The following is a 24,132-nucleotide window of genomic DNA, read 5'->3' on the forward strand; positions in this document are numbered from 1 at the left end:
GTTTGTGCTCCTGCAAAACCGGCATTCCCGCCGTCCATGGCGGTCAGAGGTGCGCCATGAGCGCCCCCCGCCGCAACCGCAACCGCAGCCAGTTCAACCTGCGCAACCGCATGCTGATGGTCGGCGCCGGGCTGGGCCTGTGCGCGGTGACCCTGGTCGGCCGCGCCGCCTACGTGCAGCTGGTCAACAGCGATTTCTACCAGCGCCAGGGCGAAGCGCGTTACCTGCGCGAAGTGCCCATCGCCACCTCGCGCGGCATGATCACCGACCGCAATGGCGAGCCGGTGGCGGTATCCACCCCGGTCGCCTCGATCTGGGTCAACCCGCAGGAGCTGCTGCGCGCGCCTGGGCGCATCCCCGAGCTGGCGCAGGCGCTGTCGCTGCCGGTGGACGAGCTGACCGCCAAGCTCACGCAGAAGGCCGACAAGGAGTTCATGTACCTGCGGCGCCGGATGAACCCGGACGTGGCCGAGCAGATCGTCGCGCTGAAGATTCCCGGCGTGTTCGCGCAGCGCGAGTTCCGCCGCTATTACCCGCAGGGCGAGGCGATGGCCCACGTGCTGGGCTTCACCAACATCGACGACCACGGCCAGGAAGGCCTGGAGCTGGCGTTCGACGAATGGCTGCGTGGCAAGCCGGGCGCCAAGAAGGTGATCCGCGACCGCAAGGGCGCGATCGTGGAGAGCATCGACCTGGTGCGCGCGGCCGAGCCGGGCAAGGACCTGACCCTCAGCATCGACCGCCGCATCCAGTTCCTGGCCATGCGCGAGCTGCGCAACGCGGTCACCGCCAACGAAGCGGCCGGCGGCTCCATCGTGATCATGGACGTGGCCACCGGCGAGATCATGGCCATGGCCAACCTGCCGACCTACAACCCGAACTCGGTCAGCGGGGCGACGCCGGATGCGCGCCGCAACCGCGCCGTGACCGACCTGGTCGAGCCGGGTTCGACGATGAAGCCGCTGACCATCGCCACCGCGCTGCAGAACCGCGTGGTCACCCCGGACACCATCATCGACACCAACCCCGGCTACCTGTCGCTGGGCCGCTATACGATCCGCGACGTGCCGCGCAACAACGGCGTGCTCAACGTCACCGGGGTGATCACCCGCAGCTCCAACATCGGCGCGGCCAAGATCGTGGCGCGGCTGCCGGACCAGACCTTCTACAACGCGGTGCGCGCCTTCGGTTACGGCGTGGCGCCGCACAGCGGTTTCCCGGGCGAGTCGGCCGGCGTGGTGCCGTCGCCGGGCAGCCCGGGCTGGTACGGCACCACCAAGACCACCATGTCCTACGGCTACGGCCTGTCGGTGACGCCGCTGCAGATTGCGCAGGCCTACTCGGCGCTGGCCAACGGCGGGCGCGTGATCCAGCCGACCTTCGTCAAGGGCCAGCACAACGAAGCGCGCCAGGTGATCGAGCCAGCGGTCGCGCAGGAAGTGGTGCGGATGATGGAGACGGTGGTGACCCAGGGCGGTGCCAAGCAGGCGGCGATCCTGGGCTACCACGTCGCCGGCAAGACCGGCACCGCGCGCAAGAACGGCCCCAACGGCTACGAACGCGGCCACTACAACCTGCTGTTCGCCGGCGTGGTGCCGGCCACCAACCCGCGCTTTGCCGCGGTGATCGTGGTCAACGACCCGCGCGGCAGGCTGCAGTACGGCGGCCTGGTGTCCGCGCCGGTGTTCCACCACGTGATGGAGGGCACGCTGCGGCTGATGGACGTGCCGCCGGACGACATCCAGTCGTGGCTGGCGGCGCAGGCGGCCGGCAAGGTCGGCGGCAACCCGGTCCACAACCCGGCGGTGCTGCCGGTGCCGCAGGATCCGGCCGAGCCCAATATCGATGCCGAATTCAACGCGGCCATCCCCACCGCCACCGCGCCGCAGCCGGCCACGCCGGAGGTGCGCCAGTGAGCCGCACGATGCCGCTGTCGCAGCTGTTGCCCGACCTGGCGCTGGCGTCCGACCCGCAGATCGGCGGGCTGGTGCTGGACTCGCGCCAGGTGCGCCCCGGCGACGCCTTCGTCGCCATCGCCGGCTTCGGCGCGCATGGGCTGGGTTTCGTCGAGCAGGCCCGCGCGGCTGGTGCCAGCGCCATCCTGTTCGATCCGCCGGCACCGGCGCAGCTGCCGGCACCGGCCGACGCCATCGCCGTGCCCGGCCTGCGCCAGCGCATGGGCGCGATGGCCGACCAGTTCCATGGCCATCCCTCGCGCGCGATGACCATGGTCGGCGTGACCGGCACCAACGGCAAAACCTCGACCGTGCAGCTGCTGTCGCAGGCCTGGCACCTGCTGGGTACCCGCAGCGGCAGCATCGGCACGCTCGGCGTCGGCCTGTACGGCGACGTGGTGCCGACCGGCTTCACCACGCCGCTGGTGCTGCAGATGCACGAAGTGCTGGCGCGGCTGCGCGACCAGGGTGCGCAGGCGGTGGCGATGGAGGTCAGCTCGCATGCGCTGGACCAGGGCCGCGTCGATGCCGTGCACTACGACGTGGCGGTGTTCACCAATCTCACCCGCGACCATCTGGACTACCACGGCGACATGGCCAGCTACGGCGCGGCCAAGGCGCGGCTGTTCCACCGTGACGGCCTGAAGGCGGCGGTGATCAACCTCGACGACGGGTTCGGCCGCGAACTGGCCGGCACCCTGGCCGGCGGGGTCCGCGGCATCGGCCTGAGCTCGACCGGGCAGGCGGGCGCCAGCGTGCGCGCCGAGGCGCTGGTGCTGGATGGGCAGGGCATCGGCTTCGACCTGGTCATCGGCGGCGAGCGCCACCCGCTGCGCTCGCCGCTGCTGGGCCGCTTCAACGTCGACAACCTGCTGGCCGTGGCCGGCACGCTGCATGCGCTGGGCCACCCGGCGGCGACCATCGCCGACGTGCTGGGCCGGCTGCAGCCGATCCGCGGCCGCATGAACCGCCTCGGCGGGCACGGCGAGCCGACCGTGGTCATCGATTACGCGCACACCCCTGACGCGCTGGAGCAGGCGCTGCGCAGCCTGCATGGCCACCTCGACGGCCGCCTGCTGTGCGTGTTCGGCTGCGGTGGCGAGCGCGACACCGGCAAGCGTCCGCAGATGGCGGCCATCGCCCAGGCGCATGCCGACGTGGTGTTCGTCACCGACGACAACCCGCGCGGCGAGGACGGCGACGTCATCGTCGCCGACATCATGGCCGGCTTCGCCACGGGCGAAAGCACCCGCAGCGCCGCCGCGGGCAGCGCTGCGGCGCACCGGCCCACCGAAATTCACGTACAGCGCGACCGTGCGCGCGCCATCGGCGCGGCCATCGCCCAGGCCGGCCCCGGCGACATCGTGCTGGTCGCCGGCAAGGGGCACGAGCCTTATCAGGAGATCGCAGGCATCAAGCATCCTTTCGACGACACCGACGTCGCCTCGCGCGCGCTGGCCAGCCGCCAAAGCGCACGCGCCGCACAGGGTTCCAGCGGCGACGCGGCCGCGGGAGGCGCCCGATGAAGCGCACCCCGCTGTCGCTGATCGCGCACTGGGCCGGCGGCGAGCTGCATGGCGAGGACGCGAGCATCGATGCCATCGGCAACGACAGCCGCACGCTGGCACCGGGCAGCCTGTACCTGGCCCTGCGCGGCGAGCGCTTCGACGGCCACGACTTCGCCGCCGGCGCCGTGGACAACGGCGCCAGCGCATTGCTGGTCGAGCGCCTGCTGCCGCTGGACGTGCCGCAGGTGGTGGTCGCCGACGCCGAACGCGCGCTGGCCCGGATCGCCACCGCGATGCAGCGCGACCGCGCCACGCGCGTGTTCGCCATCACCGGCAGCAATGGCAAGACCAGCGTCAAGACCCTGCTGCTGGCGATCCTGCAGCACGTGGCGATGGTCGAGGGCCGACAGGTCTACGCCACCCCGGGCAACCGCAACAACGAGATCGGCATGCCGCTGGCGGTGATCGACGCGCCGGAAGACGCCGACTTCGCGATCTACGAGATGGGCACCGGCAAGCCGGGCGACATCGCCTACCTGACCGCCATCGCCGCGCCGGACGTAGCGCTGGTCAACAACGTCGCGCCCGCGCACCTGGAACGGATGGGCAGCCTGCTGGAGATCGCCAACACCAAGGCGGCGGTCTACGACGACCTGCGCGAGGGTGGAGTGGCGGTGGTCAATGCCGACGACGCGTTCGCCCCGTTCTTCGCCGAGCGCGCTGGTGCCCACCGCGTGCTCCGCTTCGGCCTGGAAGCCAGCGCCGACGTCACCGCCAGCGCCATCGTGCTGGCCGAAGCCGGTTCGCGCTTCTGCCTGCATGCGCCGCAGGGCGAGGCCGAGGTGGCGCTGCAGCTGCCGGGCCGGCACAACGTGCTCAACGCGCTGGCCGCCGCGTCGCTGGCGCTGGCCGCGGGCATCGCCCTGCCGCGGGTCGCCGAAGGCCTGCAGCAGGCGCGCCCGGTGGCGGGCCGCCAGGTCGCCCATGCGCTGCCCGGCGGCGCGGTGCTGGTCGACGACAGCTACAACGCCAACCCGGGGTCGCTGGCCGCGGCGATCGCCGCGCTCGCCGCGGCCAGCGAAGAAGGCTGGCTGGTGCTGGGCGACATGCGCGAACTCGGCCCCGATGCCGAGGCGCTGCATGCGCAGGCCGGCACGCGTGCGCGCGAGGCCGGGCTCAAGCGGCTGTACGCGCTGGGGCCGCTGAGTGCTGCCGCCGCCGCCGCGTTCGGCGAAGGCGGGCGCCATTTCGACAGCCACGCCGCGCTGGCCGCCGCGCTGGAAGCCGACCTTCATGCTGGCGTGCGTTGCCTGGTCAAGGGCTCGCGCGGCAGCGCCATGGACAAGATCGTGACCGCGCTGCTCAAGCGCGGCGAGGACACACCGCATGTTGCTTGAACTGGCCCGCTGGCTGCAGCAGCTGGACGACCTGTTCCGGTTGTTCAACTACCTCACGTTCCGCGGCATCCTCGCCGCGTTGACCGCGCTGGGCCTGTCGCTGTGGCTGGGGCCGGCGGCGATCCGCCGCCTGGCGCAGCTCAAGGGCGGGCAGCCGATCCGCAAGGACGGCCCGCAGTCGCACTTCTCCAAGGCCGGTACCCCGACCATGGGCGGCGGCCTGATCCTGCTGTCGGTGCTGATGGCGGTGCTGCTGTGGGGCGACCTGCGCAACCGCTACGTGTGGCTGGTGATGGCGGTGATGCTGTGCTTCGGCGCCATCGGCTGGTACGACGACTGGATCAAGATCGCCCGGCGCGACCCCAACGGGCTGAAGTCGCGCTGGAAGTACCTGCTGCAGTCGATCTTCGGTCTCGGCGCCGGCCTGTTCCTGTTCCATACCGCCGACGTGCCGGCGGCGCTGACCCTGTACATCCCGATGTTCAAGGCGATCGCGCTGCCGCTGGCCGGGATCAGCTTCGTCGCCATCGCCTACTTCTGGATCGTCGGCTTCTCCAACGCGGTCAACCTGACCGACGGCCTGGACGGGCTGGCGATCATGCCGACCGTGCTGGTCGCCTGCGCGCTGGGCGTGTTCGCCTACGCCTCGGGCAACGCGGTGTTCTCCAGCTACCTGCAGATCCCGCAGATCCCCGGGGCGGGCGAGCTGGTCATCATCTGCGCGGCGATCGCCGGCGCCGGCCTCGGCTTCCTGTGGTTCAACACCTACCCGGCGATGGTGTTCATGGGCGACGTCGGCGCGCTGGCGCTGGGCGCGGTGCTGGGCACCATCGCGGTGATCGTGCGCCAGGAACTGGTGCTGGTGGTGATGGGCGGCGTGTTCGTGATCGAGACGCTGTCGGTGATGATCCAGGTGGCCAGCTTCAAGCTGACCGGCAAGCGCGTGTTCCGCATGGCGCCGATCCACCACCACTTCGAACTCAAGGGCTGGCCCGAACCGCGGGTGATCGTGCGCTTCTGGATCATCTCGGTGGTGCTGGTGCTGATCGGCCTGGCGACGCTGAAGGTGCGCTGATGGACGATACCGCGCGCCAGGCAACCCGGCTCGAAGCGATCGGCGGCCACTACGACAAGTGGCTGCTGGGCGCGGCCGTGGCGCTGGCGTCGCTGGGCATCGTGATGGTCGCCTCCAGCTCCATCGCGCTCACCCAGAGCCCGTTCTACTACCTGACCCGGCACCTGGTGTTCATCGGCATCGGCGTGGCGCTGGCGGCGGTGGCGATGCGGGTGGAGCTGCGCGAGGTCGAGAAGTACAACCACCTGCTGCTGCTGGGCTGCTTCGCGCTGCTGGTGGTGGTGTTCGTGCCCGGCCTGGGCAGCACCGTCAACGGCGCCCGCCGCTGGATCAACCTGGGCGTGTCCAAGTTCCAGACGGTCGAGGCGGTGAAGGTGCTGTACATCGTCTGGCTGTCCAGCTACCTGGTGCGCTTCCGCGACGAGGTCAACGCTACCTGGCAGGCGATGCTCAAGCCGGTGGGCGTGGTCGGGGTGCTGGTGGTGCTGCTGCTGCTGCAGCCGGACTTCGGTTCGTCGATGCTGCTGCTGGGCATCACCACCTGCATGCTGGTGCTGGGCGGCGCGCAGCTCAAGCGGATCATGCTGCCGCTGCTGCTGATGCTGCCGGCGCTGGTGCTGCTGGTGATCTTCGAGCCCTACCGCATGCGCCGCGTGACCTCGTTCATGGACCCGTGGGAAGACCAGCTGGGTTCGGGTTACCAGCTGTCCAACGCGCTGATGGCGATCGGTCGCGGCGAATGGACCGGCGTGGGCCTGGGCGCGTCCATCCAGAAGCTCAACTACCTGCCCGAGTCGCATACCGACTTCATCTTCTCGGTGATCGCCGAGGAACTGGGGTTCGCCGGCGTGTGCACCATCGTCGCGCTGTACGCGCTGCTGGTCGGCCGTGCGTTCTGGCTGGGCATGCGCTGCATCGAGATGCGCCGCCATTTCTCCGGCTACATCGCCTTCGGCGTGGGCCTGTGGATCGGCCTGCAGACCTTCGTGTCGATCGGCGTGAACCTGGGCATGCTGCCGACCAAGGGCCTGACCCTGCCGCTGATTTCCTCCGGCGGTTCCAGCGTGATGATGACCTGCGTGGCGGTCGGCGTGCTGCTGCGCGTGTCGTGGGAATACAACCGCGCGGTGCGCCGCCAGGAAGTGCGCGATGACGCCGACGTGGCCGATGCGCCGGCGGAGACCGGCGCGCAGCCGGCCGAGCCGGCCACCGCCAGCGCGATCGCCGCGGCCATGCAGGCCGGTACCACGCGCGGCACCAGTCGCATGCAGCAGCGTGTCGAACCGACCTTCGGGAGGATCGCGTGATGACGCATCCCTCGCAGCCGCAGGCCGTGGCCCAACAGCAAGGCAGCCCGAGGCCGTCGCATGACGCGCGCCCGGTGCTGATCATGGCCGGTGGCACCGGCGGGCACATCTTCCCGGGGCTGGCCGTGGCCCGGGTGCTGCGCGAGCGCGGCGTCGCGGTCACCTGGCTCGGCGCCGAGGGCGCGATGGAGACCCGGCTGGTGCCGCAGCACGGCATCGCCATCGACACGCTGGCGATCTCCGGCCTGCGCGGCAAGGGCAAGCTGGCGCTGCTGGCCGCGCCACTGCGGGTGCTGCGCGCGATCCGCGCCGCCGGCTTCATCCTGCGCGAGCGCAACCCGCGCGCGGTGGTGGCGTTCGGCGGCTTCGCCTCCGGCCCTGGCGGCATGGCCGCGCGCCTGCACGGCTTGCCGTTGCTGGTGCACGAACAGAACCGCGCGCCGGGCATGACCAACCGCATCCTGTCGCGCTTCGCGCGGCGCCTGCTGACCGGCTTCCCCGGCAGCTTCGCCACCGGCGAAGAGGTCGTCGGCAATCCCGTGCGCGCCGAGATCGCCGCGCTGCCGGCGCCGGAGCAGCGCCTGGGGGGCCGCAGCGGCCCGATGCGGGTGCTGGTGCTGGGCGGCAGCCAGGGCGCGCGCGCGCTCAACAACGCAGTGCCCCGGGCGTTGGCCGCGCTGGCCGGCAGCGTCGCCATCGAGGTCTGGCACCAGTGCGGCGAGAAGCTGCTCGACGAAGCCCGGCAGTCTTACCGCGAGGCCGGCGTCGACGGCCGCGTCGATGCCTTCATCCAGGACATGGCCGCGGCCTATGCCTGGGCCGACCTGGTGGTGTGCCGTTCGGGCGCCTCCACCCTGGCCGAGCTGTGCGCGGTGGGCGTCGGCAGCGTACTGGTGCCGTTTGCCGCGGCGGTCGACGACCACCAGACCCGCAACGCCGAATACCTAGTCGAGCGCGGCGCCGCCGAACTGCTGAAGCAGGACGACGCGCTGGCCACCAACCTGGAGGGCGTGCTGCGCGCGCTCGCCGCCACTCCCGCCCGACGCATGCAGATGGCCCAGGCCGCGCGTGCGCTGGCCAAGGCCGATGCGGCCGAACGCATCGCCGACATCATCCTCGAGGAAGCAGCATGAACACGGCACCGCGCACCCGCGCCCGCCTTGCCGGAGGCCGCGCATGATCCGCCGCCTCCACGACACCACCGACCTGGTCCGGGCGTTCCCGCGGGTGCATTTCGTCGGCATCGGCGGCACCGGCATGAGCGGCATCGCCGAGGTGATGCTGACCCTGGGTTATGAAGTCTCCGGCTCGGACAACGCCGACAATGCCGCCACCCGCCGGCTGGCGCGGCTGGGCGCGCGGGTGATGCGCGGGCACTCGGCCGCCAACGTGCTCGGCACCGACTGCGTGGTGGTGTCCAGCGCCATCCGCGAGGACAACCCGGAACTGATGGAGGCGCGCAGCCAGCGCATCCCGATCATGCCGCGCGCGGCGATGCTGGCCGAGCTGATGCGCTTCCGCCGCGGCATCGCCGTGGCCGGTACCCACGGCAAGACCACCACCACCTCGCTGACCGCCGCGGTACTGAGTGAAGGCGGCCTGGACCCGACCTTCGTGATCGGCGGGCAGCTGCTGGCCGCCGGTGCCAACGCCAAGCTCGGCGGTGGGCAGTGGCTGGTGGCCGAAGCCGACGAGAGCGACGGCAGCTTCCTGCGCCTGAACCCGCTGGTGGCGGTGATCACCAACATCGACGCCGACCACCTGGAGAACTACGGCAACGACTTCGCCCGCGTGCAGGCGGCGTTCGCCGAGTTCCTGCAGCGGCTGCCGTTCTACGGGCTGGCGGTGCTGTGCATCGACGATCCGGAAGTGGCCGCGCTGGCGACACAGACCCCGCGCCACGTCATGACCTACGGCATGAGCGGCAACGCCGACGTGCGCGCGGAGGACGTGGAGCAGGACGGCGCGCGCATGCGCTTCACCCTGCGCCTGCCCGAAGGCAGCAGCGTGCCGGTGACGCTGGCGCTGCCCGGCCGCCACAACGTGCTCAATGCGCTGGCCGCCGCCGCCATCGGCTGGCAGCTGGGCGTGGCCCCGGACACCATCGCCGCGGCGCTGGAGAAGTTCGAAGGCGTGGGCCGCCGCTTCAACGACCTGGGCGTGGTCACCACCGCCAAGGGCGCCCGGGTGCGGCTGATCGACGACTACGGCCACCATCCGCGCGAGCTGGCCGCGGTGTTCGCCGCGGCCCGCGGCGGTTGGCCCGAGCAGCGCCTGGTGGTCGCGTTCCAGCCGCACCGCTACAGCCGTACCCGCGACCAGTTCGACGCGTTCGCCGCGGTGCTGTCGGAAGTCGACGCGCTGGTGCTGAGCGAGGTGTACCCGGCCGGCGAGGCGCCGATCCCCGGTGCCGATTCGAAGTCGCTGGCCCGCGCCATCCGCGCCCGTGGCCGCAGCGAACCGGTGGTGGTCGGCCATGCCCACGACCTGGTGTCGGTGCTGCCGGACGTGCTGCGCGACGGCGACCTGTTGCTGATGATGGGCGCCGGCGACATCGGCCACGTCGCCCAGCAGATCGCCAGCGGCGGCTTCCAGGAGGCGCGGGACGAATGATTGCCTGGCTGCTTCCGTCGGCATGCACCCCGTCCAGGGCCGCGCGCGGCCAGGGCGCGGTGCGGCCGTGCGGAACCGCCCGGGCGCACGGAGGCCGGGCATGAGCGCGCTGCTGCGCATGCTCGCCTGGCTGCTGGCCATCGCCCTGGTGGCGCTGCCGGTGGTCGCGGTGCTCAACGGCTGGGTCGGCGCCGAGCGCTGGCCGCTGACCCGCCTGCGCGTGCACGGCGAGTTCAAGCGCGTGCCCGGTGAGGACCTGCGCAGGGCGCTGCTGCCGTATGCGCGTGCCGGCTACTTCGCGGTCAAGCTGCAGGACGCGCAGCACGCGGTGGAGCGGTTGCCCTGGGTGGAGAGCGCGCAGGTGCGCAAGCAGTGGCCGGACGTGCTGGAAGTGAGCGTGGTCGAGCACAAGCCGTTCGCGCGCTGGGGCAAGGACCGGCTGCTGTCCGAGCAGGGGCGCCTGTTCGCCACCCCGCAAGGGCTGGAGAACGCGCCGTTGCCCGAGCTCGACGGGCCCGACAGCAAGACCGCCGAGGTGGTCGAGCTCTACAACGATTCGCGCGCGCTGTTCGCGCCGGTGGGCATGGACGTGCGGCGGGTGGCGATGGACGCGCGCGGCAGCTGGTCGCTGGCGCTGGACAACGGCACCGAAGTCATCGTCGGCCGCGACGACGCGCGTTCGCGGCTGGGCCGCTTCGTGCGCGTGCTGCCGCAGCTCACGCGCACCCAGGTGCCGATCGTGCGTGCCGATCTCCGCTACACCAACGGTTTCACGCTGAGCTGGGGAACTCCGCCGCCGGCAGCAAAGCAGACGCAGGACAGGACATGAATCGCAAGGGTGACAAATCACTGATCGTCGGCCTCGACATCGGCACCTCCAAGGTGGTGGCGCTGGTGGGCGAGTACTCGCCGGGCAGCCCGATCGAGGTGATCGGCATCGGCTCGCACGAGTCGCGCGGGCTCAAGCGCGGCGTGGTGGTCGACATCGAGTCGACGGTGCAGTCGATCCAGCGCGCGATCGAGGAAGCCGAGCTGATGGCCGGCTGCGAGATCCGCTCGGTCTACGCCTCGATCTCCGGCAACCACGTGCAGTGCCGCAACTCGCAGGGCATCACCCCGATCCGCGAGGGCGAGGTGACCTGGGGCGACCTGGACCGGGTGCTGGAGGCGGCCAAGGCGGTGGCGATCCCGGCCGACCAGAAGATCCTGCACGCGATCCCGCGCGAGTACGTGCTGGACGATTCGCAGGAAGGCATCCGCAACCCGGTCGGCATGACCGGCGTGCGCCTGGAGGTGCACGCGCACCTGGTGGTGTGCGCGCAGTCGGCCGCGGCCAACATCAGCAAGTGCGTGCAGCGCTGCGGCCTGCAGGTGGACGACCTGGTGCTGTCCTCGCTGGCGTCGTCGGTGGCGGTGCTGACCGCCGACGAACGCGAACTCGGCGTGGTGATGGTGGACATCGGCGCCGGCACCACCGACATCGCGGTGTTCGTGCAGGGCGCGATCTGCCACACCGCCTCGCTGCCGATCGCCGGCGACCACGTCACCAACGACATCGCGCACATGCTGCGCACGCCGACCCCGGAGGCCGAGCAGATCAAGGTGCGCTACGCCTGCGCGCTGGCGCAGCTGGCCACCGCCGAGGAGAGCATCCAGGTGCCGTCAGTCGGCGACCGCCCGCCGCGGCGCATGCCGCGCGCCTCGCTGGCGCAGGCGGTGCAGGGCCGCTACGAGGAGATCTTCGAGATGGTGCAGGCCGAACTGCGGCGCTCGGGCTTCGAGGAAATGGTGCGTGCCGGCATGGTGCTCACCGGCGGCGCCTCGAAGATGGAAGGCGTGGTCGAGCTGGCCGAGGAAATGCTGCAGATGCCGGTGCGCGTGGGCATCCCGCAGCACGTCACCGGGCTGGGCGAGGTGGTCGGCAACCCGGTGCATGCCACCGGCGTCGGCCTGCTGCTGATGGGCAGCCAGATCGAACACCCGCGGCGTCCGTCGCTGCCCACCGGGCGCGCCGGCACGCTGTTCAACAAATTGAAGAACTGGTTCCGCGGCGAGTTCTGACGCGGGGCAGGCGGTAACGCCGGCCACTGGCCGGTGATTGAAGCAGGGCGGTACCCCGTAGTGGCGCTGGCCACGAGGGATTCCAACGACAACTGCCGCAATGGCGGCGCGGTGACCAAGGGCAGGACGCCTGCGGGGCCACGCCAACGGAAGCGGTTATAACGAGGACATGGACATGGCACATTTCGAACTGATCGAGAAGATGGCACCCAATGCGGTGATCAAGGTGGTGGGCGTGGGCGGCGGCGGCGGCAACGCCGTGGCGCACATGGTCAACTCCAGCGTGGACGGCGTCGAGTTCATCACCGCCAACACCGATTCGCAGGCGATCAAGAACTGCGGCGCCAAGCTGCAGCTGCAGCTCGGCACCAATGTCACCAAGGGCCTGGGCGCCGGCGCCAACCCGGAAGTCGGCCGCCAGGCCGCGCTGGAAGACCGCGAGCGGATCATGGACGCCCTGCAGGGCGCGGACATGGTGTTCATCACCGCCGGCATGGGTGGCGGCACCGGTACCGGCGCCGCGCCGGTGGTGGCGCAGCTGGCCAAGGAAATGGGCATCCTGACCGTGGCCGTGGTCACCAAGCCGTTCCCGTTCGAGGGCCGTCGCCGCATGCAGGTGGCGCTCAAGGGCATCGAGGAGCTCAGCCAGCACGTCGATTCGCTGATCACCATCCCCAACGAGAAGCTGATCACCGTGCTCGGCCGCAACGCCACCATGGTGCAGGCCTTCCGTGCGGCCAACGACGTGCTGCAGGGCGCGGTGCAGGGCATCGCCGACCTGATCGTGCGCCCGGGCCTGATCAACGTCGACTTCGCCGACGTGCGCACCGTGATGTCGGAAATGGGCCTGGCGATGATGGGCACCGGCACCGCCCGCGGCGACGACCGCGCCCAGGCCGCCGCCGAGGCCGCCATCCAGAACCCGCTGCTGGACGACGTGAACCTGGCCGGCGCCAACGGCATCCTGGTCAACATCACCGCCGGCCCGGACTTCACCATGAGCGAGTTCGACGAGATCGGCCGCACCATCGATGGCTTCGCCTCGGAGGACGCGACCGTGGTGGTCGGCACCGTGCTCGATCCGGACATGCAGGACGAGGTGCGGGTGACCGTGGTCGCCACCGGCCTGAACCGCGCCGTGGCCAAGAACGCGCAGCGCCCCGGCGAGCGTGCGCCGATCAAGCTGGTGCGCAACGCCACCACCGGCCAGGCCGAGTTCGGCGGCGACTACGAAAGCCCGGCCGATGCGGTGGCCAAGGCCGTCGGCAGTTCGCTGGGCATGGGCCTGCGCCGCCCCAGTTCGGACACCGCGGCCGCGTCGGCCCCGGCGGCCGCACCGGCCGCGGCGGAGCTGCCGAGCGACTACCTGGACATCCCGGCGTTCCTCCGCCGCCAGGCCGACTGACCAGCCGGTCGCCATCGCCGGGCGTCCCGACGGGGCGCCTTCGGCGGGCGGCATGGCCGGCAGGTGGTGAGTTGTCGTAGACGCCGGGGTTGTCCTCCCCGGTGGCAGCATCCATGTCCGTTGCTGCCGGGCCAGGATCGGCCCGGCGGCAGCTTCGCCTCCCCGGAGGAGGCGTGGTGGCCGCGCGCCAGGGACGGATGTTGATGCGTGTTATTCTTGTTTGGTTATGGCCGCGCTCCGGGCGGTCCCTCCAGAACGTACCCCGATGATCCAGCAGCGCACCCTCAAGAACACGATCCGCGCCACCGGCGTCGGCCTGCACAGCGGCGACAAGGTCTACATGACCCTGCGCCCGGCGCCGGTCGACCATGGCATCGTGTTCCGCCGCGTCGACCTGGACCCGGTGGTGGAAGTGCCGGCGCGCGCCGACCTGGTCACCGAGGTGACCCTGTGCACCGGCCTGACCTGCGAAGGCGCCAAGATCCAGACCGTCGAGCACCTGATGTCGGCCATGGCCGGCCTGGGCGTGGACAACGCCATCGTCGAGCTGTCCTCGGCCGAACTGCCGATCATGGACGGTTCCTCGGGTCCGTTCGTGTTCCTGCTGCAGTCGGCGGGCATCGTCGAGCAGCCGGCACCCAAGCGTTTCCTGCGCATCCTCAAGACCGTGGAAGTGCGCGACGGCGACAAGGTCGCCCGTTTCGAACCGCACGAGGGCTACCGGCTGGGCTTCACCATCCAGTTCGACCACCCGATGATCCCGGCCCGCCAGTCGCGGGTGGAGATCGACTTCTCCACCGCCGCCTACATCAAGGAAATCTCCCGCGCGCGCACTTTCGGTTTCATGCGCGACCTGGAGTACATGCGCGAGCGCAACCTGGGGCTGGGCGGTTCGATGGACAACGCCATCGTGCTGGACGAATTCCGCGTTCTCAACGACGACGGGCTGCGCTACGCCGACGAGTTCGTGCGGCACAAGATCCTCGATGCGGTCGGCGACCTGTACCTGGCCGGGGGCCCGGTGCTGGGTGCCTACGAGGGCTACAAATCCGGCCACGCGCTCAACAACAAGCTGGTCCGCGCCCTGCTGGCCGACGCCAGCGCCTGGGAGTGGGCGAGCTTCGATTCGCCGGCTGTCGCCGACCCGATCGTCTACGGGGCGACGGCCTACGCCTGAATGGGCGGTCTACGGATAGGCGTAGACAAAATGTGAATCCAGGCGCCATTTCAGCCTGAATTTAACGATTAATTAACAAAAGACTAACTCCTCCACTGCAAGTCGCGGCTAGGATTCCTGCCGGCTTGGTGCTGGGGTCCTTCGGGATGCCCGGATGTGGTGGAGCAACCCCACCCGCATTCAGGAACGGGTGCCCTTCACATCCGCCAGACAAGCCAAGGCGTCGCGCAGGCCTTTGTGCGTGGCGGCCGTTACTGCGTGAGTGCTGCGCTGGTCGTTGCGCACCGGGGAGGGTGCAGGCGCGGTTGCAGTCTTGACGGTCACCCGGGTGGCCTTCAGCCCGATGGATCGGGCCGCGTCGAGCAGCTGGTTTTCGGCAAGCCTGACCTTGGCATGCCAGACCGGCGATTCGACGAGAAAAACGAGGTGTTCGCCGTCCACATTGGCCAGCCGGCAACGGTTGGCCAGCGCAGGCGGCAGATGGGGGCGCAACTGCCGGTCCAGCGCATCGAGCCACAGGGCTCGTCGCAGCGGGTTCCCGGCCTTGTCCGCCATGACCGCTTCCAGCGCCTGTTTGGGCGCGCTGCGGGAACGAACGCTGGATTTCGGCTCAGACATAAGAATTCTTCGATGGCATTCAAAAAGATCGTAATCAAAACACGGGGGCAGCAGGCAAAAACGCCGTTGGCGCGCCTGCAGATGTTTTTCGAGGATAGGCCAAAGGCCCTGCTGGGCAGCGTGATGGGCCTGGGTTGCCTGGTCGGCGTGGGGCTCACCCTCGGCGTCGGCGCGGCCGGCGACGCGGCGCTGCGCGCGCAGGTCGAACGCCAGGAGCGCGAGCTCGCCAAGGTGCAGGCCGACGCGCAGACCCAGGTCAACGCGCTGGCGGCGCGGCTGGGCGAGCTGCAGGCCCAGGCCACCCGCCTGAACGCGCTGGGCGAGCGCCTGACCCAGATGGGCAAGCTCGAGGACGGCGAGTTCGATTTCAACGAGACGCCCGGCCTCGGTGACGGCGATGCCGGCCCAGCGCAGGACATCCCGCTGAGCGCGGTCAACAGCGACTTACAGGTGCTGGAGCAGCGCTTCGCTGCTTCAGGCAGGCAGTTGTCGGTGCTCGAGTCGCTGCTGTTCGACCACCAGCTGGAACAGAACGCCGTGCCCTCGCGCATGCCGATCCGCAACAGCTACGTGACCTCCGGGTTCGGTACCCGCGCCGATCCGTTCGGCCGCGGTGCCGCTACCCACAAGGGCATGGACTTCCACGCCCGCGTCGGCGACCCGGTGACGGCGGTGGCCGAAGGCGTGGTCAGCTTCTCCGGGGTCAAGGGCGGTTATGGCAACGTGGTCGAGGTCGACCACGGCAATGGCTACAAGACCCTGTACGCGCACAACTCGCGCCTGAGCGTGCGCGAGGGCGACCTGGTCCGGGTCGGCCAGGAAGTGGCCAAGGCCGGTTCCACCGGGCGCTCCACCGGCGCGCACGTGCATTTCGAGGTCTGGCAGGACGGGCGCGTGGTCAACCCGCGCAAGTTCCTGGGCGACGGCGGCACCACCCCGGTGGGCCGCATCCAGCGTGGCTGACGGGCGCCTGCGGGCGCTTGAATCGCCAGGCGCCCGCCCCAAGCTACAATAGGCGTTGCCATCGACAGGGCGCATTGCGCCCTGTTTCGTTTGTGCCCGGCTGGTCCCGCTTGGGGTGGGGTCCGCGCACGGCATTCCATTCAAACCGGTTCCTTCAATGATCAACAGCCTGCTTACCCGCGTTTTTGGCAGCCGCAACGAGCGCCAGCTCCGCCAGCTCAACCGTATCGTCGCCAAGATCAATGCCTTGGAGCCGGAAATCCAGAAGCTTTCCGACGACCAGCTGAAGGCCAAGACCCCTGAGTTCCGCGAGCGCATCGCCGCTGGCGAGGCGCTGGACAAGGTGCTGCCGGAAGCCTTCGCGGTCTGCCGCGAGGCCTCGCTGCGCGTGCTGGGCATGCGCCACTACGACGTGCAGCTGATCGGCGGCATGGTGCTGCACCTGGGCAAGATCGCCGAAATGCGCACCGGTGAAGGCAAGACCCTGGTCGCCACCCTGCCGGTGTACCTCAATGCCCTGGAAGGCAAGGGCGTGCACGTGGTCACCGTCAACGACTACCTGGCGCGGCGCGACGCCGCGCAGATGGGCCGGCTCTACAACTGGCTGGGGCTGAGCGTGGGCGTGGTCTATCCGGGCATGCCGCATGGCGACAAGCGCGAAGCCTATGCCGCCGACATCACCTACGGCACCAACAACGAGTTCGGCTTCGACTACCTGCGCGACAACATGGCGCTGACCCGCGCCGACCGTTACCAGCGCGGCCTGCACTACGCCATCGTCGACGAAGTCGACTCGATCCTGATCGACGAGGCCCGCACCCCGCTGATCATCTCCGGCCCGGCCGACGACTCGCCGGAGCTGTACATCCGCGTCAACCGCGTGGTGCCGCAGCTGGTCAAGCAGGAGACCGAGGAAGGCGAAGGCGATTTCTGGGTCGACGAGAAGGGCAAGCAGGTGCACCTGTCCGAAGCGGGCATGGAGCACGCCGAGGACCTGCTGCGGCAGGCTGGCATCATCGACGCCGACAACGACGGCGGCCTGTACGCCGCGCAGAACCTGACGGTGGTCCACCACCTCAACGCCGCGCTGCGCGCGCACGCGATCTACCAGCGCGACGTGGACTACATCGTGCGCGACGGCGAAGTGGTGATCGTCGACGAGTTCACCGGCCGTACCCTGGCCGGCCGCCGCTGGTCCGACGGCCTGCACCAGGCGGTGGAAGCCAAGGAAGGGGTGCCGGTGCAGCGCGAGAACCAGACGCTGGCCAGCATCACCTTCCAGAACCTGTTCCGCATGTACAAGAAGCTGTCCGGCATGACCGGTACGGCCGACACGGAAGCCTACGAGTTCCAGAGCATCTACGGCCTGGAAGTGGTGGTGATCCCGACCAACAAGCCCACCATCCGCAAGGACCACCCGGACCAGGTGTTCCTCAACCGCAAGGGCAAGTTCAACGCGGTGCTGGCCGACATCGAGGAATGTGCCAAGCGCGGCCAGCCGGTGCTGGTCGGCACCACCTCGATCGAAACCTCGGAGATGCTGTCCGAGCACCTGCGCAAGGCCGGCGTGAAGCACGAGGTGCTCAACGCCAAGCAGCACGACCGCGAAGCGACCATCGTCGCCAATGCCGGCCGCCCGGGCTCGGTGACCATCGCCACCAACATGGCCGGCCGCGGTACCGACATCGTGCTCGGCGGTTCGCTGGAGACCGAGCTGCAGGAACTGGGCGAGGAGGCCAACGCCGAGCAGAAGGCCGCGGTCAAGGCGGCCTGGCAGGAGCGTCACGACGCGGTCAAGGCCGCCGGCGGCCTGCACATCGTCGGCACCGAACGCCACGAATCGCGCCGCATCGACAACCAGCTGCGCGGCCGTTCCGGCCGCCAGGGCGACCCGGGTTCCTCGCGCTTCTACCTGTCGCTCGAAGACAACCTGATGCGCATCTTCGCCTCCGACTGGGTGCAGAAGGCGATGCGCCTGATGGGCATGAAGGAAGACGACGTCATCGAGGACCGCCTGGTCAGCCGCCAGATCGAGAAGGCGCAGCGCAAGGTCGAGGCGCACAACTTCGACATCCGCAAGAACCTGCTGGACTTCGACGACGTCAACAACGACCAGCGCAAGGTGATCTACGCGCAGCGCGACGAGCTGCTCGACGCCGAGTCGGTCAAGGACAACATCGATGGCATCCGCGGCGACGTGATCTACGACCTGGTGGCCCGCTTCGTGCCGCCGAACTCGGTGGACGAGCAGTGGGACCTGCCGGGCCTGCAGGCCACGCTGGAGTCCGACCTGGGCGTGCAGATGGACCTGGTGGGGCTGTTCAAGCAGCACGAGGAACTGGATGCCGAGGGCATCGCCCAGGCCGTTGCCGACCACATCGAGCGGCACTTCGAGCAGAAGGAAGCGGCGGTCGGCGCCGAGACCATGCGCGCGCTGGAGAAGCACGTGATGCTGACCGTGCTCGACCAGAGCTGGAAGGAGCACCTGGCGCGCATGGATTACCTGCGCCAGGGCATCTACCTGCGCGGCTACGCACAGAAGCAGCCCAAGCAGGAATACAAGAAGGAAGCCTTCGAACTGTTCTCGGAGATGCTGGAGAACGTCAAGCGCGAAGTGATCCAGCTGCTCTCGCGCGTGCGCATCCGCAGCGAGGAGGAAGTGGCGGCGATGGAGGCGCTGGAACGCCAGCAGGCCGAAGCGCGCCTGCAGATGTCGCAGTTCCAGCACCAGGACAACGGCGGCTACGGCGCCGACGAGGAGGCGGCCGAGGTGCAGGCCGCGCTCGCCGAGCCCAAGGTCGGCCGCAATGATCCGTGCCCCTGCGGCAGCGGCAAGAAGTACAAGCACTGCCACGGTCAACTCAACTGAAAGTTGAGTTGACCGTGGTGTAGCCCGCGCGGCGGGCTACACATCCATGATCCGTTGCACGGATCATGGGTACACGGTCTTTGTCCCCGATCCCCTGCGCCTTCGACGCGCCCCCCTTGCCAAGGGGGGGGGGCTCATCGGGTGGATACCCGCAATGCCGGCCATTGGCCGCGACATGCCATCGCTGCGCGCCGTTGTTCCATGATCTGCGCCGGAGGCCGCGGCCACGCGTTGCTTTCTTCCTCCCCGGACCGGCGTAGTGCACCGGGCGCCCGGCTGGCCTGCCCGGTGGTGTCGCGCAGGCAGGTCACGCCTACCCCGCGCCTTGACTTGCCGCACGTGGTTCGCTCTTCGGGCCGGCTCCGCCATTCGCGCTTCGTACGCCGACGCGCCCAGGCGCAGCGGGCTCCTCCAAAGGCGCTCCCCGGTGATACCGCCCGTTGACCGTGGCGCGCGTCCCTGGGCTCAGCGCATGACCGCAGGTGCGGGGCTCGCCCCACACCGGGCCTCCGATGACCGCCCAGCCCGGAAATGCACGCATGCAGGCGATTGCGCCGTCCCCCGGGTTTTCGGCATTCTCGGCGCATGACTCCTCCGTTGCGCTCCATCCATGTCGTGGCCGCCGTCATCACCGACGCGCGTGGCCGCATCCTGCTCAACCGCCGCAATGGCACCAGCGACATGGCCGGGCTGTGGGAATTCCCCGGCGGCAAACGCGAGCCGGGCGAGACCTCCGAGCAGGCGCTGGCGCGCGAGCTGCACGAAGAGCTTGGCATCGAGGCCGAGGTCGGCGACTGGCTGATGGAAGTGCCGCAACTCTATCCGGACAAGCGCCTGCGCCTGGAAGTGCGCCTGGTGCAGCGCTGGAAGGGAAGCGCGCGCGGGCGCGAAGGACAGGCCATCACCTGGGTGGCGCCTGACAGGCTGGGCCGCTATTCGATGCCGCCGGCGGACCTGCCGGTGGTGGCCGCGCTGCGCCAGGCCGATCGTTACCTGGTCACGCCCGAGCCCGCGGCCGGCGGCGAAGCCTGGCTGGAGGGCGTGCAGGCCGCGGTGGACGCCGGCATCCGCCGGGTGCAGCTGCGCACGCCGCAGGCCGGCGACCGCGCAGCGTTGGCGCGCGACGCGGTGGAGCGCCTCGGCCGCCAGGCCGAGCTGTTGCTCAACCGCGACATCGCGCTGGCCAGGGAGCTGGGGGTGGGCGTGCACCTGGGCAGCGAGCAGCTGCAGCAGCTGCAGCAGCGACCGTTGCCGGAAAGCGTCCTGGTCGGTGCCTCCTGCCACGACCTGGCACAGCTGCAGGCCGCACAGCGCCTGGGCTGCGACTTCGCGGTGCTCGGCCCGGTGCAGGCCACCGCCAGCCATCCGGCGGCGACGCCGCTGGGGTGGGCCGCGTTCGAGCAGCTGCGCGAGCAGGTGTCGCTGCCGATCTACGCCATCGGTGGGTTGGCCGCCGCGGATATCGACACCGCGCGCCGGCACGGCGCGCAGGGCGTGGCCGCGATCCGCGCGTTGTGGCCGCGGCCGGTTACAGGCTGATCCAGAAGCAGTTGTACTGCCGGCGCAGTTTCAGCAGCGTGCGCGACGGCGTGGCGCCCTGCCCGAGGGTCTGCTCAAGGCGCAGCGCCACCGGGCGCGGGCGCCGCGCCGGCATCTCGGTGGACATGGCCGCAGCGTCGCCGGCGGCATGGTCGCCTTCGCCCTCGGGCAGCAGCTCCGGGTCACGCGGGAACACCGGCGCGATGTCGACCAGCGGACGCTGCACGATGGCGTCCAGGCGGTCCATGACCCGCGTGGCTTCGGTGCTGGACAGCCCGCTCCAGGCATAGATGCCGGACAGGTGATTGGGGTCGCGCGCCTCGACCGCGGCGCGGATCTGCGCCACGACCTCGCTGAGCCGGCGCGCGCAGCTGTCGCGGTACAGGCCGCTGGCGCCGGCAGGACGCGCCTCGGGCAGCAGGCGCGCGCGCGCGCCCATCGCCTCGCAGGGCTTGTCGCCGTATACCGTCCGCCCCTGCGGGTCGGTGCAGCGGTTGACGTGCTGCGCATGCGCGGCACCCGCCCACAGGGCGGCAGGGAGCAGCAGGAGCGGCAGTGATCGCATGGGCCAAGCCTAACCCGCGGCCGGGTGACGGGATGTGTACCCGTGCGGCGGGGGATCAGCCGTGGCCGAGCCGCTGCAGCACCGCGCTGGTCGGCCTGGCCAGGTTGAGCGTGTAGAAGTGCAGCGACGGCGCACCGCCGGCGATCAGCCGCTCGCACAACGCCGCCACCACGTCGGCACCGAACGCGCGCACCGAGTCGACATCATCGCCATAGGCCTGCATGCGCTTGGCGATCCAGCGCGGGATCTCCGCGCCGCACTGCTCGGAGAAGCGCCGCAGCTGGCTGAAGTTGGAGATCGGCATCACCCCGGGGACGATCGGCACGTCCACGCCCAGCTTGCGGGTGGCATCGACGAACTGGAAGTAGGCGTCGGCGTTGTAGAAGTACTGGGTGATGGCGGCGTCGGCGCCGGCGTCGATCTTGGCCTTGAAATGGCGCAGGTCGGCCAGCGCGTCGCTGGCCTGCGGGTGCGTTTCCGGATACGCGCCGACCTCGATGCGGAACGCGTCGCCGTGCTCGGCGCGGATGAACGCGATCAGCTCCGAGGCGTAGCGCAGGTCGCCGGGGAAGCCCATGCCCGAGGGCAGGTCGCCGCGCAGGGCGACGATGCGGCGCACGCCGATGGCGCGGTACAGCTTGAGCAGCTCGCGGATCTCCTCGCGGGTACCGCCCACGCAGGACAGGTGCGGCGCGGCCTGCAGGCCATGGTGCTGGTTGAGGTGGCGCACCGTCTCGGAGGTGTAGCTCAGGGTCGAGCCACCGGCGCCGAAGGTACAGGACACGTACTCGGGGGCATGCACCTTGAGCTTGCTCGCGGTGCGGTCCAGCTGCGCGCGCTGGTCATCGGTCTTGGGCGGGTAGAACTCGAAGCTGAGCGCGGTCATGGCGGGGCGGTGAGTGGGCCTGGCCGAGATTATATCTCTCCATCAAGATGGATGTGCAATTGTTTCTGTTGTCACCGGGCGCCCGTGCGTGGGTTCAGTGGGCCCGCCGGGCGGCGCGCTGCGGCAACAGGGCGATACAGGCCACGATCGCCATCAACAGCACCAGCGAGGCGGCATAGCGGCTCAGCGCCAGCCCTCCGTGATCGAGCGGCTTGTCGAGGAAGTCGCCGACCACCGCGCCCAGTGGCCGGGTGAGGATGAAGGCGGCCCAGAACAGCAGGGTCCTGGACAGGCGGGTCGTCAGGTGCAGCGCCGCGACCAGTGCCAGCAGGCCACCGAACAGGACCATGCCACCGGCATAGCCCAGCCCCCGGGTATCGGCCGCCCAGTCGCCCAGCGCGGTGCCCAGGGTCTGCGAGAAGGTGATGGTCAGCCAGTAGAACAGCTCGCTGCGCCGCGAGTTGATGTCCACCACCGAGACGCTGCCGGTACTGCGCTGCCAGCAGAACAGGGTGCCCAGCAGCAATGCCAGCAGCACGCTGCTGCCGCCGCCGTAACCGATGCCGAGCGAGCGGTCCAGGTAGTCGGCCAGGGTGGTCCCCACGGTGGTGCTGGCGATGATCGCCGCCCAGTACAGCCAGGGGCGGAAGCTGCTGGCGCGGATCTGCGCGGCCACGGCGGCGGCGAACACCACGGCGAACAGCGCGGTGCCGGCCAGGTAGCCCAGGCCCATCGACATGGTGACCGCGTCGCCGCCGACTTCGCCCAGGGTGGTGGCAAGGATCTTGGTGATCCAGAAAGCGAGGGTGACTTCGGGAACCTTGCTGTCGCCCAGGTGGGGACGGGTCTGCATGACGGCGGTCCGGTGTGGAGGCGACAACGCCACCGTGCGCGGGCGGCGGTCGGAGCCGTGTCGGAATCCCGTGTGCGGCGCCAGCGGTTCACGCTGCGGACGGCGCCGGGGCCGGCATGCGCTGTACGTGCCGGTCGCATCGCGCATCCACCGCCGGCGCGGACCCGGCCGCAGCGTGCGCGGGCGGGTGGCGATGGCCGACAATGACCGGGTTTTCCGAACGTCCCGGCCATGTCGATCTTCCTCACCCCCTTCGCCCGTACCCGCCTGTTCCCCCGCACGCCGCGCCCGAACACGATCCGCGACTGCACGCCCGAGCAGTTCGAGCGGCACCTCAACGCACATGCGCCGCTGCGCGTGCTCGACGGCTACGCGCCGTTCTGCAAGCTGCACGTGCACCGCAACTGGACCTCCACCCGCTGCCTGACCGTGCCGGTCACCGATGGCAACCGCCACCTGCTGCGCTCGGCCTACGAGGCGCGCACGCGCGAGGAACTGCCGGTGCTGGTGCGCTGGTTCGAAGGCGTGGAGCCGCCGGTGGCCGACTACCTGGTCGTCATCCTCTACAGCCGCGAACAGCTGGCCAAGGAAGGCGCGCCCATCGAGGCCGACTGGGGCGTGGTCGGCTGCCTGTACACCGCCGAGCCGGCGGAAATCCCGATGGCGCCGATCACCATGATGCGCAATGCGCTCGGCGTGGAGGAGGGCGGCTCGGGCGTGCCCATCGACCGCGATGCCTACCGGCGCGCGGTGGAATTCTGGGAAGCGAACGCGAACTGGCGCTGAGCGCGCTCAGTGCGCCGGGCGGTAGTCGAGCGCCAGGCGCAGCATGTCGCGATGCTGGATGCCGTCCTCGACGATCGCTTCGTCGTAGTTGCGCAGGAAGAAGTCGCGGTCCACCTGGAACACACGGAAGCCATGCCGCTGGTAGAACGCGAGCGGGTAGCCGAAGGCGCCGGTGCCGACTTCAAGCCGGTCCGCGCCTTCGCGCCGGTACGTGTCGATCACGTGCACCAGCAGCCGTGAGCCGATGCCGCGCTGCTGCCAGGCCGGATCGACGGCGATGTTGATCAGCTCGTGGCGGCCCTGCGCGTGCGTCACCACCGCGCAGATGCCGGCGATGGCGCCGTCCACGCGCGCTGCGAAACAGCGTGCGCCCGGCAGGTAGGCGCGTACCTTGGACTCGGAAGGATCGGCCAGCAGGAGCAGCGCCAGCGGCGCATCGGTCGGCGGTACTTCGTGGATCGAAAGAGACATGCGTGAACCGGGGTCAGGGTAAACCGGGGTCGGCGTCGGATTCTCCACCGGAAGCCGAATCCGCGCCCGCTTGCGGCCATGCGC

At 70.0% G+C, this 24,132-nt stretch carries 20 protein-coding genes; 15 read left to right on the forward strand and 5 right to left on the reverse strand.

The genetic code is table 11. The features are described from left to right. The first annotated feature begins 56 nt into the window (after nt 1–56). The 11 genes from ABB33_RS12330 (at nt 57) to lpxC (ending at nt 14,498) form a co-directional block, all read left to right on the forward strand. Nucleotides 57–1,916 (forward strand): peptidoglycan D,D-transpeptidase FtsI family protein, encoded by a 1,860-nt coding sequence (locus tag ABB33_RS12330; RefSeq protein WP_054667604.1) that lies wholly within the window; start codon nt 57–59, stop codon nt 1,914–1,916. Next, a complete protein-coding gene (locus ABB33_RS12335; protein ID WP_054667603.1) occupies nt 1,913–3,481 on the forward strand; it encodes a UDP-N-acetylmuramoyl-L-alanyl-D-glutamate--2,6-diaminopimelate ligase in 1,569 nt (522 codons plus the stop codon). Before ABB33_RS12330 ends, ABB33_RS12335 begins: the two co-directional genes overlap by 4 nt. After that, nucleotides 3,478–4,860 carry a UDP-N-acetylmuramoyl-tripeptide--D-alanyl-D-alanine ligase gene (locus tag ABB33_RS12340; protein WP_054667602.1) on the forward strand — a complete coding sequence of 461 codons (1,383 nt, stop codon included), beginning with the start codon at nt 3,478–3,480 and terminating at the stop codon, nt 4,858–4,860. Before ABB33_RS12335 ends, ABB33_RS12340 begins: the two co-directional genes overlap by 4 nt. Further along, complete coding sequence (mraY, locus tag ABB33_RS12345) at nt 4,850–5,935, forward strand: phospho-N-acetylmuramoyl-pentapeptide-transferase (protein ID WP_054667601.1); 1,086 nt, start codon at nt 4,850–4,852, stop codon at nt 5,933–5,935. The genes ABB33_RS12340 and mraY overlap by 11 nt, the downstream gene beginning before the upstream one ends. Further along, nucleotides 5,935–7,242 (forward strand): putative lipid II flippase FtsW, encoded by a 1,308-nt coding sequence (gene ftsW, locus ABB33_RS12350; RefSeq protein ID WP_054667600.1) that lies wholly within the window; start codon nt 5,935–5,937, stop codon nt 7,240–7,242. The genes mraY and ftsW overlap by 1 nt, the downstream gene beginning before the upstream one ends. After that, nucleotides 7,242–8,375, forward strand: coding sequence for an undecaprenyldiphospho-muramoylpentapeptide beta-N-acetylglucosaminyltransferase (gene murG / locus ABB33_RS12355; protein WP_056932308.1), 1,134 nt, complete (start codon nt 7,242–7,244; stop codon nt 8,373–8,375). The genes ftsW and murG overlap by 1 nt, the downstream gene beginning before the upstream one ends. A gap of 43 nt (nt 8,376–8,418) precedes the next feature. Then, complete coding sequence (gene murC / locus ABB33_RS12360) at nt 8,419–9,855, forward strand: UDP-N-acetylmuramate--L-alanine ligase (RefSeq protein ID WP_054667598.1); 1,437 nt, start codon at nt 8,419–8,421, stop codon at nt 9,853–9,855. A 100-nt stretch (nt 9,856–9,955) separates the two neighbouring features. Continuing rightward, nucleotides 9,956–10,684: a cell division protein FtsQ/DivIB gene (locus tag ABB33_RS12365; RefSeq protein WP_056932309.1), complete on the forward strand. Its 729-nt coding sequence runs from the start codon at nt 9,956–9,958 to the stop codon at nt 10,682–10,684. Continuing rightward, nucleotides 10,681–11,916 carry a cell division protein FtsA gene (ftsA, locus tag ABB33_RS12370; RefSeq protein WP_054667596.1) on the forward strand — a complete coding sequence of 412 codons (1,236 nt, stop codon included), beginning with the start codon at nt 10,681–10,683 and terminating at the stop codon, nt 11,914–11,916. Before ABB33_RS12365 ends, ftsA begins: the two co-directional genes overlap by 4 nt. Nucleotides 11,917–12,091: 175 nt before the next feature. After that, nucleotides 12,092–13,321 (forward strand): cell division protein FtsZ, encoded by a 1,230-nt coding sequence (gene ftsZ / locus ABB33_RS12375; protein ID WP_054668777.1) that lies wholly within the window; start codon nt 12,092–12,094, stop codon nt 13,319–13,321. 265 nt (nt 13,322–13,586) lie between these two features. Next, nucleotides 13,587–14,498 carry a UDP-3-O-acyl-N-acetylglucosamine deacetylase gene (lpxC, locus tag ABB33_RS12380; protein ID WP_056932310.1) on the forward strand — a complete coding sequence of 304 codons (912 nt, stop codon included), beginning with the start codon at nt 13,587–13,589 and terminating at the stop codon, nt 14,496–14,498. Nucleotides 14,499–14,678: 180 nt separating this feature from the next. Here the strand turns inward: lpxC and ABB33_RS12385 are convergent, their stop codons facing one another. Continuing rightward, nucleotides 14,679–15,116 carry a DciA family protein gene (locus ABB33_RS12385; protein WP_056932311.1) on the reverse strand — a complete coding sequence of 146 codons (438 nt, stop codon included), beginning with the start codon at nt 15,114–15,116 and terminating at the stop codon, nt 14,679–14,681. Nucleotides 15,117–15,128: 12 nt separating this feature from the next. Here ABB33_RS12385 and ABB33_RS12390 point away from each other — a divergent pair, with 12 nt between their 5' ends. The 3 genes from ABB33_RS12390 to ABB33_RS12400 all read left to right on the forward strand — a co-directional run bounded on the left by ABB33_RS12390 (nt 15,129) and on the right by ABB33_RS12400 (nt 20,487). Further along, nucleotides 15,129–16,079: a M23 family metallopeptidase gene (locus tag ABB33_RS12390; RefSeq protein WP_056932312.1), complete on the forward strand. Its 951-nt coding sequence runs from the start codon at nt 15,129–15,131 to the stop codon at nt 16,077–16,079. A gap of 157 nt (nt 16,080–16,236) precedes the next feature. Next, a complete protein-coding gene (secA, locus tag ABB33_RS12395) occupies nt 16,237–18,948 on the forward strand; it encodes a preprotein translocase subunit SecA (protein WP_056932313.1) in 2,712 nt (903 codons plus the stop codon). Between the two features lie 585 nt (nt 18,949–19,533). After that, nucleotides 19,534–20,487: a Nudix family hydrolase gene (locus ABB33_RS12400; protein ID WP_056932314.1), complete on the forward strand. Its 954-nt coding sequence runs from the start codon at nt 19,534–19,536 to the stop codon at nt 20,485–20,487. Here ABB33_RS12400 and ABB33_RS12405 read toward each other — a convergent pair. The 3 genes from ABB33_RS12405 to ABB33_RS12415 form a co-directional block, all read right to left on the reverse strand. After that, nucleotides 20,477–21,052, reverse strand: coding sequence for a DUF4124 domain-containing protein (locus tag ABB33_RS12405; RefSeq protein WP_056932315.1), 576 nt, complete (start codon nt 21,050–21,052; stop codon nt 20,477–20,479). The genes ABB33_RS12400 and ABB33_RS12405 overlap by 11 nt on opposite strands. A 55-nt stretch (nt 21,053–21,107) precedes the next feature. Next, complete coding sequence (gene metF / locus ABB33_RS12410) at nt 21,108–21,938, reverse strand: methylenetetrahydrofolate reductase [NAD(P)H] (RefSeq protein WP_054667589.1); 831 nt, start codon at nt 21,936–21,938, stop codon at nt 21,108–21,110. 94 nt (nt 21,939–22,032) lie between these two features. Continuing rightward, nucleotides 22,033–22,791: a COG4705 family protein gene (locus ABB33_RS12415; protein ID WP_056932332.1), complete on the reverse strand. Its 759-nt coding sequence runs from the start codon at nt 22,789–22,791 to the stop codon at nt 22,033–22,035. A gap of 231 nt (nt 22,792–23,022) precedes the next feature. On the opposite strand from ABB33_RS12415, the gene ABB33_RS12420 reads away from it, so the two are divergent. Beyond that, a complete protein-coding gene (locus ABB33_RS12420; RefSeq protein ID WP_054667588.1) occupies nt 23,023–23,577 on the forward strand; it encodes a DUF3228 family protein in 555 nt (184 codons plus the stop codon). Nucleotides 23,578–23,583: 6 nt separating this feature from the next. On the opposite strand, the gene ABB33_RS12425 is transcribed toward ABB33_RS12420, so the two are convergent. Further along, nucleotides 23,584–24,048, reverse strand: coding sequence for a GNAT family N-acetyltransferase (locus ABB33_RS12425; RefSeq protein ID WP_054667587.1), 465 nt, complete (start codon nt 24,046–24,048; stop codon nt 23,584–23,586). Nucleotides 24,049–24,132: the final 84 nt, after the last annotated feature.

This window comes from Stenotrophomonas acidaminiphila, from assembly GCF_001431595.1.
Classification (GTDB): Bacteria; Pseudomonadota; Gammaproteobacteria; order Xanthomonadales; family Xanthomonadaceae; genus Stenotrophomonas; species Stenotrophomonas acidaminiphila.